Genomic DNA, 18550 nt, shown 5'->3' with positions numbered 1-18550 from the left:
CATGCTAAATTAATAAGCATGCCTTAATATAAGTGGCCCCGGCAGGATTCGAACCTGCGGCACATGGTTTAGGAAACCATTGCTCTATCCCCTGAGCTACGAGGCCATATCGAATGAAATCCGTATCTTATATTATACAAAAAACTTCACAAAATGAAAAGACCTATAACTAATCTTATTCAACTGAATTTCAAAACTAGCTGTTCATTTAATAGAACAACTAGTTTTTTATATGAAGATTAGTTTTTTCCCAATTCCTCAGAACGTTCTTTAGCCTTATTTACACAATCCATCACAATACGTTGAAAATGGTTTTGTTCTAAGACATTTATCCCGGCCTCTGTAGTGCCATTTGGGCTAGTTATTTTTTTTCGTAATGTACTAGGAGAGTCATCCGATTGTTGCAACATTTCTCCAGCACCTTTTATCGTTTGTGTAATTAGTTCTTTTGCTGTTTGTTGATCAAAGCCTGATTCTACAGCAGCCTTTACCATAGCTTCGACCATATAGTAAAAGTAAGCAGGACCACTACCAGCAATTGCTGTTACAATATGCATGTCATCTTCTTTCACTAGAGTTGTTGTTCCAATGGTTTTAAAAAGTTCCTCAGCTATCCTTAAATGCTCTTCTGAAGCATGCTGACCTTTACTTAATGCAGTTGCAGAATGCCCGATCATTGCCGATGTGTTTGGCATTACTCGAATAACAGGGGAAGCCATTTCTAATTCTTTCGTTATCGTATCTGTTGAAATACCTGCAAGAATAGAAATAATTAATTGTCCTTTATGAATAAACCCTTTAAGACCCTGTAAAGATTCGTGAAGATCATATGGCTTCATAGCTAAAATAAGTATATCGGCAGAACGGATTGCCATTTCTTTATTCTGTACCGTTGTTACTCCGTACTTTTCCTCTAAATACTCTAAGCGTTGTTGATTACTTCTATTTGTAACAAAGATGTTTTCCTTTTCAATTATCTCCGCATTTACAATTCCAGATAAAATTGCCTCAGCGATTGACCCTGCCCCTAAAAAAGTTATGTTTTTTTTCACTTCACTTCCCCCTTTTTGAACAACCTCTTATAAAATAATATAAAAAACCCATTCCGCCCTATCATAACATTTAGGACGGAATGGGTTCCGCGGTACCACCTAATTTGGTAAATTCATTACCCTCTCTTTTTTGATAACACAGTATTCTGTGGTTAGCTTCTTAACTAACGACTCATAGGTAGGTTCATACACTTTCTTTCGTAGGAAACTTTCAGCCTATGGCTTCCTTCTCTTTTCGAATAAATATGTACTACTAGCCTATTCTTTGCCTTACTTATTTAGTTATTTAAAGTAATATATGCTTTATTAAAAATAATGTTCGTATATTAGAAGACACCATTACAATAAGTAACGGTGTCCTTTTATCTCCAAAGTTATGTGCGCGTTAATTAAAAATGGAGGAGGTAGAGGGATTCGAACCCCCGCGCGGTTTGACCCGCCTCTCGGTTTTCAAGACCGACCCCTTCAGCCAGACTTGGGTATACCTCCGTAACAACAAAAATTAATATACCATCTTTCGACAAGCATGTCAATAATTTTTATGAAAAAAAGGGAGAAATACTCCCCCTTTTTTTACTTCAAATATTCTAAACCACCCATATAAGGAACCAAGACTTTTGGTACTTTAACTGAGCCATCTTCCTGTTGATAGTTCTCAAGAATTGCTGCAACTGTTCTTCCAATTGCTAATCCGGATCCATTCAATGTATGAACAAATTCAGGCTTACCATTTGCTTCTCTACGGAATCGAATTCCTGCACGTCTTGCTTGGAAGTCTTCAAAATTAGAACAAGAAGAAATTTCACGGTACGTATTTTGATTCGGAATCCATACCTCTATGTCATACTTTTTAGCTGCTGTAAATCCTAGGTCTCCAGTACACATACTCATTACTCGATAAGGTAATTCAAGTAATTGTAGTACTTTTTCCGCATGATTTGTCAATGTTTCTAATGTTTCATAAGACTCTTCTGGCTTCACAAATTGGACCAATTCTACTTTATTAAATTGATGTTGGCGAATTAATCCTCTTGTATCGCGACCAGCAGATCCCGCTTCAGAACGGAAACATGCACTATATGCTACATATTTTCGTGGTAAATCATCCACATTTAAAATTTCATCACGATGATAATTCGTAACAGGGACCTCTGCTGTAGGGGCTAGGAAATAATCCCAATCTTCTACTTTAAATGCATCTTCTTCAAACTTTGGCAATTGTCCAGTACCAGTCATGCTTGTGCGATTTACAATAGACGGTGGGAGGACTTCGGTATAACCATGTTTATCTGCATGTAAATCCATCATAAAGTTAAGAAGTGCACGTTCTAATCTAGCACCCAATCCTTTATAAAAAACAAACCGACTTCCCGTAACTTTTCCAGCTCGTTCGAAATCTAAAATATCAAGATCTGTTGCGATATCCCAATGTGCTTTATCCTCAAAATCAAATGTTGGAACGTCACCCCACCTGCGAACTTCCACATTATCATCCTCATCTTCACCTACAGGGACACTTTCATGGGGAATATTAGGGATAGAAAGCATGATCTGTTGTAATTTATCTTCTAACTCTTTTAATTCTTTGTCTAATTTCGCTATTTGGTCTCCTACTTCACGCATTTCCTTTATTGCAGGCTCAGCATCTTTTTTCTCCCTTTTTAGGGCGGAAATTTGCTTAGTCACTTCATTTCGTTTTGCTTTTAAAGTTTCTGTTTCTAAAATAAGTCGTCTACGTCTTTCATCGACCTCACCAAAATGGTCTAATTCTGATAAATCTTCACCGCGGTGGTTAAGTTTTGTTTTTACTTCTTCAAAATTATTACGTAAATATTTTAAATCTAACATGACACTTCCTCCTTAAATTTTGGATAAATACAAAAAACCCCCGTCCCAAATAGATAGGGACGAGAGTATAATTCCCGCGTTGCCACCCTTATTGAAGAGATAATCTCTTCCGGCTTTCACGTTGTAACGGCACTTACCGGGTTTACTTACTTGGAGGGAATTCCTTTCCGTAAACCAGTTCAAGGATGGATTCACAGCACTCTAACATCGATTTCCACCAACCATCGACTCTCTTTAGATAGGTGTTACTGTTACTAATTCCTTTCAACACTGTTGATAAGATTGTTTTATTATCATTATCATAATCATTTTTTAATAAAGATGCAAATTAAAATAAACCTTTAATCCAATCTACTGCTGAAGAAAATATATTAGCAAAGAAGTCACCAATAGCTCCGATTGTAAGCATAAACCAATTTGCTTTTTCTACCGCTTGGTCTGTTACAATTGGTACAGACCCTTGATCATCCGTAATATATCCATAATCATTATCGCCTTTATAAACAAGTTTAGCTGTACCAATTACTTCGCCTTTTTCAATTGGTGCAATTAATTCACCATCTTCATTTAATTTGGATTTATCTAATTCATATTTAAGAGTATAATTTTCAGCATCGTCACCTTTAACTGGTACGGTAATGCCTTCAGCTAAAGAAACCTCTACATTCTTTTCTTTCCCTTTAGATACAGGAACCTCCGTTTGTCCTTTTAGTTGATAACCTTTAGGGAATAATTCCTGTGCTGTAAAGTTATTATAACCATAATCTAAAAGTTTACTTGTTTGTTGGAAACGTTGTGCTTCACTTTCCGACTTCATCACAACAGAAATTAATCGTTGTCCGTTTCTTACAGCTGTTCCTGTAAAATTATATCCACCACTATCCGTAAAGCCGGTCTTTAGTCCGTCTACACCTTCGTAATAAAACTGTTTAAAGTTTACTCCCTCATGTGGAAGCATTCTATTCCAGTTATCTATCTCTTGTCCATCAAATGTTGTTTTCGGGATAGAAGCAATTTCTAAGACCTCTGGGAAATCTTTTATAAGGTTATATGCTAGTATTGCCGTAGAACGGGCAGTTAATAAATTTAAATCTTCCACACTAGTACCTTCCGGCTGATTTCCTTCTAAATCTTTATTGTCTAATCCTGAAGCATTAACAAATTTGGATTCTAGGCCTAATTCCTTGGCCTTTTGATTCATCATTTTAACAAATTCAGTTTCAGAGCCGCCAACAAGTTCCGCAAGTGCAATTGTTGTTGCATTGTCTGAGTTAATCGCCATTGCTTGATATAAGTCTTTTACAGTATACTGCTTATTTTGTACTAAACCTACGCCTGATAATGAGGTGTTAGCTGAGATAGCATAAGCATAATCACTAATTTGTGTAGTTGTATCCCATGAAATTTTTCCTTCTTTAATTGCCTCCATTACTAAATACTCTGTCATCATTTTCGTCATACTTGCTGGAGGAAGTAACACGTTCTCATTTTTTGCGTATAATATCTTCCCTGTATCAAAGTCAACTAGAATAGCTGCCTCTGCATCTATATCTAAGGAAGCCTCCGCTTTTATATTATTAGGATGATAGGTAAGAATTCCTAGTGAAACCGTTAGTAGGAAAAATAACGATATAATTTTCTTGTGATGTTTAAACATTTTTTACCTCCAAAAATTCCCTTTGTCTATTTTTATTAGGTAGAAAGAAATAAAACTTTCTTTTTTTACAAAAATGGCATGTTTTCTATATAAAATTTCACAGATACTTTGTTATTTTAACATAGCATCTCAAAAAAAAATAGATGAGGAAAGTCCTCACCTTAAAAAAATTTTATAGAGGTTGTTCAAAAGGTTTTACCTAACCATTTAGTTATTGAACGGAATAGTTAGGAGCCTCTTTTGTAATTTGGACATCATGTGGATGGCTTTCACGTATACCAGCATTAGTAATTCTTACAAATTGAGCTTCATTTCGTAAAGCATCAATGGTTGCTGTTCCACAGTAGCCCATACCAGAACGAAGACCACCGCTTAATTGATGAATCGTATCTGCTAACGAACCTTTATAAGGTACTCTACCTTCAATACCTTCAGGAACTAGTTTTTTATTATCTGTATCGCCTTGGAAATAACGGTCTTTAGAGCCGGCTTTCATAGCCCCGACAGATCCCATACCACGATATACTTTATATTTTCTTCCTTGATAGATTTCTGTTTCACCAGGACTTTCAGTAGTACCAGCAAACATACTACCCACCATAACAGCATGCGCACCTGCTGCCATTGCTTTAACGATATCTCCAGAATATTTAAGACCACCATCTGCAATAATTGGTACACCATATTCTTGTGCCGCCATAGCGCAATCGTTTACCGCTGTAATTTGTGGTACTCCAACACCCGCTACGACACGTGTCGTACATATTGATCCCGGTCCGATACCAACTTTAACAATGGAGGCACCCGCTTCAATAAGTTCTCTAGTACCATCTGCAGTTGCAACATTACCAGCAATAATATTTAATTCAGGGTATTCTTTACGTACTTCTTTAACCTGGTCAAGAACACCTTTAGAATGACCATGTGCTGTATCGATGACAATAACGTCTACACCCGCTTCTACTAGCTTATCGATACGCTTCATTGCATCCTTCGTTACCCCAACAGCTGCTCCGACTAAAAGTCTGCCTTGAGCATCTTTAGCAGCATTTGGGAACTCAATTACTTTTTCAATATCTTTAATCGTAATTAAACCTTTTAATACGTTATTCCCGTCCACTAATGGTAATTTCTCAATTTTATATTTTTGGAGGATTTTTTCCGCTTCTTCCAATGTTGTTCCAACCGGCGCAGTAATTAAATCAGTACTAGTCATCACTTCAGAAATAGAAATAGAATAATCTTGAATAAAGCGTAAATCACGGTTGGTAATAATACCAACTAATTGTTGTTCTTCTACAGAATTTACAATTGGCACACCTGAAATACGGAATTTACCCATTAAATGTTCGGCATCATATACTTGATGTTCTGGTGTTAAGAAAAATGGATTAGTAATAACACCACTCTCTGAACGTTTTACACGGTCAACTTGTTCAGCTTGTTCTTCAATCGACATGTTTTTATGAATGACTCCAAAACCACCTTGACGAGCCATAGCAATTGCCATTTCAGCTTCTGTTACGGTATCCATTCCGGCACTTATAAATGGCGTATTTAATTTTAAACTTGGCGTAAGCTCCGTACTCAATTGAACTTGATTAGGTAAAACTTCAGATTTCGCTGGTATTAATAATACATCATCAAACGTTAAACCTTCTTTTGCAAATTTATCTTTTCGCAATGTAACTCCTCCTTCTCAAATTTAAAAGGTATTTAATAAAAGATGAATGACTAAACTAGTAGATAATCTCTATTTTTATATACAATACGCCAACTATCCTTCTTTTTCAACAACATATTATTGAAAAATGAGAAGTAAATAGATTCTGAAAATTACCTTAGGAGATTATTATGAGTAAATCAGATGGATTTTTTTCATTTTTAACCTCACAACAAACTGCTCAAGTTTACTTACAAAGCTGTTATAAAAAGATAAATGAACAGGATGTTGAAGCTAAAAGTTACCAAAATTATAATGCTTTATTATATTATCTTGATCATGGTAGGAAATTTTATGAAATTGGCCATAAGGTAGAGCTTTTTGCTAAACCTGTTTTATATTTTTATGGATTAACCCATTTATTAAAAGCCTGTTTATTAACTAAGCGTCCGAATTACCCAGAATCTACCGTTTTATTGTCACATGGAGTTACATCTAGGAAGAGAAAAAAGCGTAATTATACATTTATGTCGGATGAAGTGAAAGTCCAAATTAATGGGCTTTTTCCATACCTTTCGAAGCATCTATATTCTATTAATCCTGTTCCTTTTGACAAGATTCAAATGGTGGACTTATTTTCCCTTATACCAGAAATGCAAACCTTCTTTTCCTTCCAAGGAACTGAAAAAATGGTAGTGGTTGGTTCAAAGGATTCTCCAATACTTCAATTTCCTACTACAATACTGGATTATTATCACATAACGAAAGATGCTTTTCTCAATCGAATCAAACCCTATTTATCGGTAATCAAACATATGGAAGAGCGTCAGTCCGTCATTACTGTTCAGTTGGAAGAAAGGCTAGAATCATTTAATGGGCCTTTTTACAAACACATGGACGATGATAAAATATATTTTCCACTTAATAGAGAACATTTTCTACCAATATCGGATGTCATGATTCATTATTTACTTTTATATAATCTAAGTATGCTTTGTCGTTATGAAGCCGAATGGTGGGGGGACTTATTATCATCAAAACCGGAAATGGATTACCCTTTCATATTACAGTTTTTAGATATAACAGCAAAAAAGATTCCAAAAATACTAGAAGATGAATTATACAAAAATATGGATAAAGGAAATTAAAATATGGCAATTCCTATGTCCATTTTATTTAAAAAGCTTTGGTGGACAGGGAAAGCCCTTCTTACCAGCTAAAAAAGGTGGCTTTAAAGCCACCTTTTTTATTCATCTATTTTGTTATCTGTTTCCGTTTCAGTTTCTTCTTTAGACCCTAATTCAGTAGCATCTTCATTTTCAGCATCATTTTCTTCTTGTTCAATTTTAGCAACTGTAGCTACCTCTTCATCATCATGTAAGCGAATGAGTCGGACACCCATTGTACTTCTTCCAGTTATAGAAATATCTTTTACAGGAATACGAATGAGTACGCCTCCTACAGTAATTACCATTAAATCTTCTTCGCCATTAACAGCTTTAACAGCAGAGACATGCCCTGTTTTATCATTTAACTTACATGTAATAACGCCTTTACCACCACGGTTTATTCTACGATATTCAGATTCCGGTGTTTGTTTTCCGTAACCTTTATTCGTCACATGAAGAATATGAGAGCCTTCTTCTAATACTTCCATTGATACTACTTCATCATCATCACGTAAAGATATACCTCTTACACCTGCAGCAGTTCTACCCATCGCTCTAATCTGGGTTTCCTCAAAGCGAATAAGATACCCTTGTTTCGTTGCAATCATAATATCTTTACTTCCATTGGTCAATTTAACGGATATAAGTTCATCATCTTCTCGTAATCCAAGAGCAATAAGTCCACCTTTACGTATGTTAGCAAACATAGATAAAGATGTACGTTTGGTAATACCAAATTTTGTAGTAAAGAATAGATAGGCCTCTTCCTTATATTCACTTACCGAAATAACTGCATTAACCCATTCTCCACTTTCTACTTGAAGCATATTAATGATTGGTATACCTTTTGCCGTTCTTGAAAACTCAGGAACTTCATATCCCTTAGCTCTATAAACTTTTCCTTTATTCGTAAAGAATAGAATCGTATCATGGGTAGATGTAGAAACTAAATGTTCTACAAAATCATCTTCATTTGTACCCATACCTTGGATTCCACGTCCACCCCGTTTTTGGGTACGATAAGTTGAGGACGGAAGACGTTTAATATACCCTTTATGAGTTAATGTAATGACGATATTTTCTTCTGGAATAAGGTCTTCATCTTCAAAGAAATCAGTTCCACCAACGACAATTTCTGTACGTCTATCATCATTATATTTTTCCTTAATTTCTAATAGCTCTTCACGGATAATTTCAAGTATTTTCTCGTCATCCGCTAAAATTGCTCTTAATTCAGCAATAAGCTTTTGTAATTCAGTATATTCCTCTTCAATTTTATCTCGTTCTAGTCCTGTTAAACGTTGCAAACGCATATCCAAGATTGCTTGTGCTTGTTTTTCGGATAGATGGAATGTTTCCATTAAACCTGTACGAGCAATATCAGTTGTTTTCGAATTACGGATAAGTGTAATTACTTCGTCTATATGGTCTAAAGCAATGCGTAGTCCTTCTAAAATATGGGCACGTGCTTCTGCTTTCCTTAATTCAAATTCCGTTCTTCTTCTAATAATCACTCTTTGGTGGTTTAAATAATGTACTAAACACTCTTTAATGTTCAATACCTTAGGTTGACCGTCAACAAGAGCTAGTGTGTTAATACCAAATGTTGTTTGCATAGAGGTTTGTTTATATAAATTATTTAAAACGACATTGGCATTTGCATCTCGACGTAATTCAATTACGATTCGCATTCCATTACGGTCAGATTCATCTCTAAGATCTGTAATACCTTCAATTCTTTTATCACGAACAAGTTCTGCTATTTTTTCAACCAATTTTGACTTGTTTACTTGATAAGGGAGTTCAGTGACAATAATGGAAGACTTCCCATTAGCATGTTCTTCAATATTGGCCTTTGCACGAACGGTAATAGAACCTTTTCCTGTCTCATAAGCCTTACGGATACCACTTCTACCGAGAATTTGCCCAGCAGTAGGGAAATCAGGTCCTGGCAAATAGCTTTCCATGATTTCTTCAATTGTAATTTCTGGATCTTTACTTACGGCTAATACCGCATCAATGGTCTCACCTAGATTATGTGGAGGAATATTGGTTGCCATTCCAACGGCAATTCCCGAGGTCCCATTGACTAATAAATTAGGAAAGCGAGATGGAAAGACAACTGGTTCGCGTTCTGAACCATCATAGTTATCCTGATAATCAATGGTATCTTTGTTAATATCACGAACTAATTCCATAGATATTTTGGACATTCTTGCTTCTGTATAACGCATTGCAGCTGCGGAGTCACCATCAACCGATCCAAAGTTGCCGTGACCATCAACAAGCATATATCGATAACTAAAATCTTGTGCCATACGTACCATCGTTTCATAAACTGCTGAATCACCATGTGGATGGTATTTACCGATTACTTCACCAACGATACGAGCTGATTTTTTATGAGCCTTATCTGAATGCATACCTAAATCATTCATTGCATATAAAATTCTACGATGAACAGGCTTCATTCCATCCCTAACATCTGGGAGGGCACGCGATACAATAACACTCATCGCATAATCTAAGAAAGATGTACGCATCTCTTTACTAATATTAACATCCTGTACACTAGGACGGCTTTCTTCAGCCATATATTTTATACCTCCTATGAAAAGCAAAAGAGTAAACATTAGAAAAACTCACATTCGCTTGTCCTTAAGCGAATGTGTTAGCTTTTCTTATACTTGGAACATTAAAATTTTTTGCTACACCGAATCCGCTTCTCGCTCAAATTTTATCCTTTGCCAAGTATAAAAGAATGAGCTAATTGCTCATTCATATATCTTTTACTTCTACTTACCTATCTTTAAATATCTAAATTCTTCACATATTGAGCATTTTCTTCTATGAACTGACGTCTTGGCTCTACTTTATCACCCATTAACATATCAAATACTTGGTCTGCATCAATCGCATCTTCTAATTCAACCCTTAGTAAAGTACGTTTATCTGGATCCATTGTTGTTTCCCATAATTGTTCTGCGTTCATTTCGCCAAGACCTTTATAACGCTGAATACCAGGTTTTGGATTTTGAGGTAATTTATCTAAAATTTCTTGTAATTCCTTGTCATCATAAACGTAATGAACGGCTTTTCCTTGTTTGATCTGGTATAAAGGTGGTTGTGCAATATAAATATATCCATTTTCTATTAATGGGCGCATATAACGATAGAAAAATGTTAATAGTAATGTACGTATATGTGCTCCATCTACGTCAGCATCTGTCATGATAACTACTTTATGATATCTTGCTTTAGAAATATCAAAGTCCTCAGAAATCCCTGTCCCTAAAGCTGTAATCATCGCTCGAACTTCATTATTTGACAGAATTCGGTCTAAACGTGCTTTTTCTACGTTTAAAATTTTGCCTCGTAAAGGGAGAATTGCTTGGAAGTGACGGTCTCGCCCTGATTTAGCTGAACCACCAGCTGAGTCTCCCTCAACGATATAAAGTTCACTAATAGATGCATCCCTAGAAGAACAATCAGCTAGCTTCCCAGGTAAACTTGACACATCTAAGGCACCTTTTCTTCTTGTTAATTCACGTGCCTTTTTAGCTGCCATACGTGCTCTTGATGCCATTAATCCCTTTTCTACAATAATTTTCGCAACGCTAGGGTTTTCAAAAAGAAATGCAGAAAATTTATCGCTGAAAACAGCATCCGTTACTGTTCTTACTTCACTATTTCCAAGTTTTGTTTTCGTTTGGCCTTCAAATTGTGGATTAGGATGTTTTATAGAGACAATTGCGGTGATACCTTCTCTCACATCATCCCCAGTAAGATTGGCGTCTCTCTCTTTGATTAAATTATTTTTACGCGCATAATCATTTATTACACGGGTTAACCCTGTTCTAAATCCAACTTCATGTGTTCCGCCTTCATACGTGTGAATATTGTTTGCAAAAGAGTATATATTTGTAGCAAATCCATCATTATATTGGATGGAGACCTCTACAGAAATTTCCTGATCTTCTCCTTCAGCATAAAAGGGCTCATGTAAGACTTCCTTTTTGGAGTTAATATATTCAACGTAAGATTTAATTCCACCTTCATAATGGAAACTTACAGGTTCTTGATCAATTCTTTTATCTTCAAGTGATATTCTTAGTCCTTTATTTAAGAAAGCTAATTCACGAACACGTTGAGTTAGTGTTTCCATGTTATATTCCAATGTTTCAGTAAAAATTTCTGGATCTGGCTTAAAATGTGTAACCGTGCCTGTTATATCCGTTTCTCCAATTACTTTAATTTCGTTTTGTGGAATACCTTTTTCATAACCTTGAAAGTGGATTTTACCATCACGATGCACATAGACCTCCATATTAGCTGATAAGGCATTAACAACCGATGCACCAACACCATGAAGTCCACCAGAAACCTTATATCCGCCACCGCCAAACTTACCGCCAGCATGGAGAACCGTCATAATAACTTCTAAAGCTGGTCTGCCTGTCTTCTTCTGAATATCTACTGGAATACCACGTCCATTATCTTGAACCGTAATACTATTATCTTTTTCAATAGCGATTTCAATGTGATCACAATATCCAGCCAAGGCTTCATCGATACTATTATCAACAATTTCCCAAACAAGATGATGCAATCCACGTTCAGATGTAGAACCAATATACATTCCGGGTCTTTTTCGAACAGCTTCTAACCCTTCTAAAACTTGTATTTGATCAGCATCATAAGCTTGTTCTGTTGTTGTATTTTCTTCCATTGCCATTCTCTCACACTCATTTCTTATGAAAACTAAATCTATTTTAAGAGGTTGTTCAAAAGTCCGATTAATAAAGACACTTCGGTACTAAAGACTTTAGCCGACTCGATCCTTTTTATTCTCCTTTTTGAACCTCGTTTTAATGATAGAAATCATGAATTTATTTGAAATCAAATTTATAGAGAAATTTCATCAGAAAAATCTTGTTCATTACTAATTCCCTGTGTTATGCCTGTACGTTTTTTAAGTGTTGAAACGGAAACTGCCGTATAATATATTTGATTTTCCGTTACAATAACTGATTTGGCATTACTTTTTGGTCCAACAATTTTCTTTTCCTTTTTCCAAGCTTGTATCATTTCTTCCATAATCACAGACGAAGAAATGCTTTGATAATCGATAATTGCTATGACATCTTTAGATTGAATAACATTACCATTTCCTATATGAATAAACATTTTCCAAATCCTTTCTAATTGATTTGGCTAAAGTTCAATGTTACCTTTACTGACACGAAATAACTCCGCTTTTTTTAATGTTTCGTGGTGAATACCATCTACGCTAGTAGTAGAAACAAAGGTTTGTACTTTTCCTTGAATGGTATTTAATAAATGTGATTGTCTATAATCATCTAATTCGCTTAAAACATCATCAAGAAGTAATATGGGATATTCTCCAACTTCTTTATGGATCAATTCAATCTCTGCTAGCTTTAAAGATAGGGCTGTTGTCCGTTGCTGTCCTTGTGAACCGTATGTTTGAACATCTTTCTCATTAACTAAAAAAATTAAATCATCACGATGAGGACCGATAAGAGTGGTTCCCCGTTCTATCTCTTTGTCTCTTATTTCCTGAAATTTATCAAAATAGATACTATTTATTTTCTCCTTATTTCCATCGTCTGATACTTCTATTGTCGCACTATACTTAATTTCTAGTTTCTCTAATCCTCTACTAATGCCATGATGAATGGAATTAGCCCAACCCTTTAGTAAATTTAGAAATATAAAACGTTTCTCTAAAATAATAGCTGCGTGTTCAACTAATTGTGTCGTTAATACTTCTAACATGGCCATATCTGTTTTTTCTCTTCGTTGCATTTGTTTTAAAAGAAAGTTTCTTTGTTTTAAAATTCTTTGATATTGCCCTAGATGATAAATATAGGTAGGTTGAATTTGCCCTAATTCCATATCAATGAATCTGCGTCTAATCTGTGGTGGCCCTTTGACAAGAGTTAAATCTTCGGGCGCAAACATGACGATATTCATTGCACCTATATAGTCACTTAATCTTTTTTGCTCGAGATGATTCAATTTTGCCCTCTTGCCCTTTTTAGAAATAATAAATTCCAATGGGACAGATTGATTTCTCTTCTTTACTCTACCTTCTATTTTAGCATACTCTTTATCCCATTGGATAAGTTCTTTTTCATGTGAAGTACGGTGAGACTTTGTGAAAGCTAATACATAAATTGCCTCCATCAAATTTGTTTTGCCTTGGGCATTTTCTCCAATGATGACATTTACTTTGTCATCAAATTCAATAGATTGACTCTCGTAATTCCGATAATTTTTTAGCTCTAGCCTTTCTATGTGCATAATTAGGCCTCTTTTTTTACAATATAAGAACCATGCTCTTCTATTTCTACGACATCATTTGGATATAGCTTTCTTCCTCGACGATGTTCTTTCTCACTATTAACCATTACACCAACATCTTGTAAGTAAGCTTTAACCATACCACCCGAATCAAAAATGTTTAGAAGTTTAATTAATTGTCCTAATGTAATATAATCCGTTCCAATTTTTACTTCTTCATGCAAATTTCTCACCACAATCTATTTTAATATTTTTATGTCTATTAACCTTCTTATCCTTCTAAAACTTTTATATACCTATTTTACTAAAGTTTTTGCTTTTAGGGAAGGTAAACCCCTAGAAAATAAAATAAATCGCTTAAAAAGGCCTATATTTGATTTTTAGCATAAGGTTTATTTCAGAATACAAAAAAGGAAATTAGTATGAACCAATTTCCTTTTTTCTTTCTACATAGTTTTTTAATACGTTCTTACTGGAAGTATAAGTTGTAAAATAGAATCATCATTTACAGGGCGGATGACAAATGGTCTCATTGCACCAGTAAATGCAATAGATACCTCATCATATTCAATTGCCTTTAATGCATCAATCATATATTTGGAGCTGAAAGAGATCTTTAATTCTTCTCCTTCCATTAGTTGAGCCATTATTTCTTCCGTTACATTCCCAATTTCTGGTGAGTTACTACTAATTTCAATTAATTGTGATTCCTGTGTAGTTAATCGGACAACATTATTACGTTCCTCTTTTGCTAGTAACGAAGCACGATCAATAGTACTCAAAAGTTCTTTTGTTTTGACTTGAATTTGTGTTTTATATTGTTCTGGAATTAAACGTGCAGTTTCTGGATAATTCCCATCTAATAAACGAGATAGGAAATTTAAGTATTTTGTACGGAATAATATTTGATTATTTGTAACACTTATTTCTACCGTTTCTTCTGAGTCAACTAATATTTTATTTAGCTCATTTAAACTTTTTCCAGGTACTACAATATTTTTAAATTCAAGATTTGTATTAGAAATAGGTACTTCTCTTGAAGCTAAACGGTGACTATCTGTTGCTACAAACTTTAATACATTATTGCTTAAATTTAAATTAACCCCAGTTAAAATCGGGCGTGTTTCCATGGTAGAGACAGCAAATACGGTTTGTTTAATCATACCTTTTAATAAATCAATTGGTATTTCAAAACTATCGTCTGTTTGAATTGTTGGTAGCTGTGGATATTCATCCGCATCTTGTCCATTTAGAATAAATTCTGCTTTACCTGATCGAATCGTTACTTTTAAATTAGGATCCGATTCAATTTCGACTGTTTTCTCTGGCAATTTACGTACAATATCAGGGAAATATTTAGCCTGTAAAACAATGTTACCTTCTTCAATTTGCTCTACATTAACATTTCCATCTTCTTCACGTGGAATATAGGATTCAATTGACACATCTGAGTCACTACCTGTTAACGTAATTCCATGTTCTTTTGCTTCAATCTTAATTCCTGTCAAAATCGGAATAACTGGTCGGGATGATACAGCCTTCATTACATTTTGAACACTAGAAATCAATTGCTCTCTTTGAATAATAAATTTCATAAAAAAATCCTCCTAGTTGGAAGTTCTATTTATATTATTTATTTATAAAAATATAATAATAATAGTAATAATACCTGTTATTATGTGGATAAGTGCATTTTATAGTTTTAAACCTTTGTTTTCCACATGTGGATATAGTGTTTATAATTATGATGTTCCATTAACAATATTCACATGTGGATTACTGTTAGTTTCGTCATAATGATTTAATTGTTTCTTTAAGATCTTCAATATCTCGATTAAAATCGGAGTCTTTTTCTAGTAATTTAGATATTTTTTCATGAGCGTGTATAACTGTTGTGTGATCACGCCCACCAAATTCTTCTCCAATTTTAGGCAATGAAAAATCTGTCATTTCACGTGATAGATACATTGCTATCTGCCTGGGAAAGGCAATAGATTTCGTCCTTTTCTTAGCTGCAAAATCCTCCAATTTCACATTATATTTTTCACCAACTGCTTCTTGAATCCCTAGAATCGTTACTACTTTTGGTTTATTTGAAGGAATAATATCTTTTAATGCATCCGCTGCAAGTGAAGCATCAATGTCTTTATTTACTAGAGAAGAATACGCTACTACTCTAATTAGCGCTCCTTCTAATTCACGAATATTCGTATCGATTTGATTAGCAATATAAAGCATAACTTCATTAGGAATATCAAGTCCGTCTGCTTTAGCTTTTTTATTCAAAATAGCAATTCTTGTTTCTAAATCAGGTGGTGTAATATCGGTAATTAATCCCCATTCAAAACGAGAGCGTAAACGATCTTCTAGTGTAGGAATCTCTTTAGGTGGACGGTCACTAGAAATAATAATTTGTTTACTTTCCTCATGTAATGTATTGAATGTATGGAAAAATTCTTCCTGAGTTGATTCTTTTCCGGCTATAAATTGAATATCATCTATTAATAGGACATCAACATTTCGATACTTATTGCGAAAACTTGTTGTTTTATTATCCATAATCCCATCAATAAATTCATTCGTAAATTTTTCAGATGTAATATATACTACTTTTGCTTTAGGATTATGTTCTAATACATAATGGCCAATTGCGTGCATTAAATGGGTTTTTCCTAAACCAACGCCCCCATAAATAAAAAGAGGGTTATACGCCTTAGCAGGTGCTTCTGCAACAGCTAAAGATGCTGCATGAGCAAATCTATTACCAGCACCTATAACAAAAGTATCAAACGTATACTTTGGATTTAGCATCGTTTTTGGAAAATCATTTGCTGTGTCTTTAACCTTTGGAATTGGTTTTAATTCTTCTACTTCCGGGGTTATATCCGGAATAATGAACTTTGTTTTAAGACGTGATCCGGTTATTTCACCGATAATGTCAGAAATTAAATCAGTGTATTGGTTTTCTAGCCAATCTCTAGCAAATTCATTTGGAGCCGATACAACTAACGTATCTTTTTCTAGTGCTTCAGCTTTTGTATTCTTTAGCCATGTATCAAAACTTGGTTTACTAATTTTTTCTTCGATTTTTTCTAAAGTAGCAACCCAAAGCTCCTCAATATTTTCCAATACGGAGTTCACTCCTTTCAAAAAATAACAGAAAAAGCATCCCTCATTTCATACCGAATGATGGAAAAGGCATGCTGAATATAAAGTATATGATGATTTTTGTAGAATTCTTTTGTGGATAATTAAAATATGAATAAAGAAGGGTTAGAAAAGGTTATATACGTTATCCACATGTATGTTTATAAAATTGTTATATAGGGTGTTAATAAATATCCACAGCTTATTCACAGTTTGTGGATAAATTATTTACCAGTTATTTTTTCCACAAGTGAAAACATTAATATGATAACAAAAAAAAACTAGATGTGCAATGGTTTTTGAACACTTATCCACAAAGACAACTACTTGTGCAAAAACACTATCCACACTACTATATTTTGTTATTTACTTGTCGATAATTGTTGTGGATAGAAAAATATTGTCGATTTTTTGTTAAGATAGGATTGTGGATAAAAAATTAATTGAAATATATAGGCGTTTTGGGGGAAGTTAAAATATTTGGGTGGATCTGAGTGAGGATATTAATTTGGAGTAAAGGATGTTCAATTGAAGGAGCTTTAAGTGGGTGATTAAAAAGAAGGATGAAGCGAGGTCGACTAAAAGCGTAATGTATATAGTTAATAGATGAGCAAGTGCACTTCATTCCAGAAAAGTGAGCCAACTAGAAACTTCGAAGTATTATTTCCATTGAACTTTTTGAAAAGAAAGTATAAAAAAATAGCTTATTAAATCTTGTCATAGGGAGGACCACGTCCGGCTCCAGCGCCCAGCGACTAGCGAGACTTCCTTCACCTCCGTACGATAAGTCAACATCGACTCACTCCGTTCGTCGTGTTTCCTTTATCTCCTGCGGAAGTGGAATGTCCGATTAAAACCGCCGCTTTGCGCGGCAACATCGGACCACCTGGCATGGCCAGGCGCAGTCCGTACGTCGCTAAACGGGCGCTTTCGCCTTTGTTCAAAAATAGATTTGACAAATCACCTAGAAATTACGTATAATTACAAAGACTGTCTGATAGATAAGTTATGAACATTAATTTTAGATATGAAGTTTTCCCTTAGGGAGGTGCAAGATAAATGAAAAGAACATTCCAACCAAATAATCGTAAACGTAAAAAAGTACACGGTTTTCGCGCTCGTATGAGCACAAAAAATGGACGTAAAGTTCTAGCTCGTCGTCGCCGTAAAGGAAGAAAAGTATTATCAGCATAGGCCACTGTTGACTCAGTGGTCTTTTTCTACATATCATTACATTAATGAAAGATTGTACATATTAAAAACAAATAGGACAGGCTTGTAAGGGTTAGATAGGTGGTAAGAATGAAAAAAAGATTTCGTATTAAAAATAATGAGGAATTCCAGTTTGTGTTTAAAAAAGGTAAATCCTTTGCTAACCGTCAGCTTGTTATTTACTACATAGAAAAACCTGGACAGAGTCATTTTAGAGTTGGACTTTCGGTCGGTAAAAAAATCGGAAATGCTGTGACACGTAATAGAATTAAAAGATATTTGCGTCAAGCTTTTCAAGAATTGGAAGGTCAAATAAAATACCCACATGATATCGTAATTATTGCTAGAAATCAGACGAAAGATATGGGGTATGAAGAAGTAAAAAAGAGTTTAACCCATCTTTTATATAAAGAACGTTTATTAAAAAGGTAAATGTTTTGGTTAGGTATAAAGTCCTTCCCATTTCATAAGTGCA

At 34.7% G+C, this 18550-nt stretch carries 14 protein-coding genes, 2 tRNA genes and 2 other annotated features; of the genes, 3 read left to right on the top strand and 13 right to left on the bottom strand.

What is annotated here, in order from left to right:
* Nucleotides 1-33: 33 nt before the first annotated feature.
* The 6 genes from KM885_RS08825 to guaB all read right to left on the bottom strand — a co-directional run bounded on the left by KM885_RS08825 (nt 34) and on the right by guaB (nt 6241).
* Nucleotides 34-106 (bottom strand) — tRNA-Arg (locus KM885_RS08825).
* A 133-nt stretch (nt 107-239) separates the two neighbouring features.
* Nucleotides 240-1052, bottom strand: a complete 813-nt coding sequence (proC, locus tag KM885_RS08820; protein WP_204798320.1) for a pyrroline-5-carboxylate reductase — start codon at nt 1050-1052, stop codon at nt 240-242.
* Nucleotides 1053-1120: 68 nt separating this feature from the next.
* Nucleotides 1121-1327: a binding site (T-box leader), on the bottom strand.
* Between the two features lie 121 nt (nt 1328-1448).
* A tRNA-Ser gene (locus tag KM885_RS08815) sits at nt 1449-1541 on the bottom strand.
* 84 nt (nt 1542-1625) lie between these two features.
* Entirely contained in the window at nt 1626-2900 is a 1275-nt protein-coding gene (gene serS / locus KM885_RS08810) for a serine--tRNA ligase (RefSeq protein ID WP_047186865.1), read from the bottom strand.
* A 52-nt stretch (nt 2901-2952) separates the two neighbouring features.
* Nucleotides 2953-3177: a binding site (T-box leader), on the bottom strand.
* Between the two features lie 51 nt (nt 3178-3228).
* Complete coding sequence (locus KM885_RS08805) at nt 3229-4557, bottom strand: D-alanyl-D-alanine carboxypeptidase family protein (protein ID WP_052771800.1); 1329 nt, start codon at nt 4555-4557, stop codon at nt 3229-3231.
* Nucleotides 4558-4768: 211 nt separating this feature from the next.
* A complete protein-coding gene (guaB, locus tag KM885_RS08800; protein ID WP_060668658.1) occupies nt 4769-6241 on the bottom strand; it encodes an IMP dehydrogenase in 1473 nt (490 codons plus the stop codon).
* A 170-nt stretch (nt 6242-6411) separates the two neighbouring features.
* Between guaB and KM885_RS08795 the strand changes: the two genes are divergently transcribed.
* Nucleotides 6412-7368, top strand: coding sequence for a YaaC family protein (locus KM885_RS08795; protein ID WP_047186863.1), 957 nt, complete (start codon nt 6412-6414; stop codon nt 7366-7368).
* A 98-nt stretch (nt 7369-7466) separates the two neighbouring features.
* Here KM885_RS08795 and gyrA read toward each other — a convergent pair whose 3' ends face one another.
* The 7 genes from gyrA to dnaA all read right to left on the bottom strand — a co-directional run bounded on the left by gyrA (nt 7467) and on the right by dnaA (nt 16845).
* A complete protein-coding gene (gene gyrA, locus KM885_RS08790; protein ID WP_060668660.1) occupies nt 7467-9983 on the bottom strand; it encodes a DNA gyrase subunit A in 2517 nt (838 codons plus the stop codon).
* A 215-nt stretch (nt 9984-10198) separates the two neighbouring features.
* The gene (gyrB, locus tag KM885_RS08785; RefSeq protein ID WP_204798324.1) at nt 10199-12118 is read right to left on the bottom strand and encodes a DNA topoisomerase (ATP-hydrolyzing) subunit B; all 1920 of its coding nucleotides are present in this window, start codon (nt 12116-12118) and stop codon (nt 10199-10201) included.
* 176 nt (nt 12119-12294) lie between these two features.
* Nucleotides 12295-12576, bottom strand: coding sequence for an extracellular matrix regulator RemB (remB, locus tag KM885_RS08780; RefSeq protein ID WP_145524099.1), 282 nt, complete (start codon nt 12574-12576; stop codon nt 12295-12297).
* Between the two features lie 27 nt (nt 12577-12603).
* On the bottom strand, nt 12604-13716 hold the full coding sequence (recF, locus tag KM885_RS08775) for a DNA replication/repair protein RecF (RefSeq protein WP_145524098.1): 1113 nt from the start codon (nt 13714-13716) through the stop codon (nt 12604-12606).
* Between the two features lie 2 nt (nt 13717-13718).
* Nucleotides 13719-13940, bottom strand: a complete 222-nt coding sequence (gene yaaA / locus KM885_RS08770) for a S4 domain-containing protein YaaA (protein ID WP_060668663.1) — start codon at nt 13938-13940, stop codon at nt 13719-13721.
* A 234-nt stretch (nt 13941-14174) separates the two neighbouring features.
* Nucleotides 14175-15311 (bottom strand): DNA polymerase III subunit beta, encoded by a 1137-nt coding sequence (gene dnaN, locus KM885_RS08765; RefSeq protein ID WP_047186857.1) that lies wholly within the window; start codon nt 15309-15311, stop codon nt 14175-14177.
* A gap of 196 nt (nt 15312-15507) precedes the next feature.
* A complete protein-coding gene (gene dnaA / locus KM885_RS08760) occupies nt 15508-16845 on the bottom strand; it encodes a chromosomal replication initiator protein DnaA (RefSeq protein WP_047186856.1) in 1338 nt (445 codons plus the stop codon).
* 1077 nt (nt 16846-17922) lie between these two features.
* Between dnaA and rpmH the strand changes: the two genes are divergently transcribed.
* Both rpmH and rnpA read left to right on the top strand, forming a co-directional pair.
* On the top strand, nt 17923-18057 hold the full coding sequence (gene rpmH / locus KM885_RS08755; RefSeq protein WP_010094630.1) for a 50S ribosomal protein L34: 135 nt from the start codon (nt 17923-17925) through the stop codon (nt 18055-18057).
* 108 nt (nt 18058-18165) lie between these two features.
* Nucleotides 18166-18507: a ribonuclease P protein component gene (gene rnpA / locus KM885_RS08750; RefSeq protein WP_204798321.1), complete on the top strand. Its 342-nt coding sequence runs from the start codon at nt 18166-18168 to the stop codon at nt 18505-18507.
* The last annotated feature ends 43 nt before the right edge of the window (nt 18508-18550 follow it).

It is taken from the genome of Oceanobacillus caeni (assembly GCF_019037185.1).
In the GTDB taxonomy this organism is placed as follows: Bacteria; Bacillota; Bacilli; order Bacillales; family Amphibacillaceae; genus Oceanobacillus; species Oceanobacillus caeni.
Note: the sequence above shows the minus strand (reverse complement) of the source record. Positions and strands in the feature narration are given on the sequence as shown.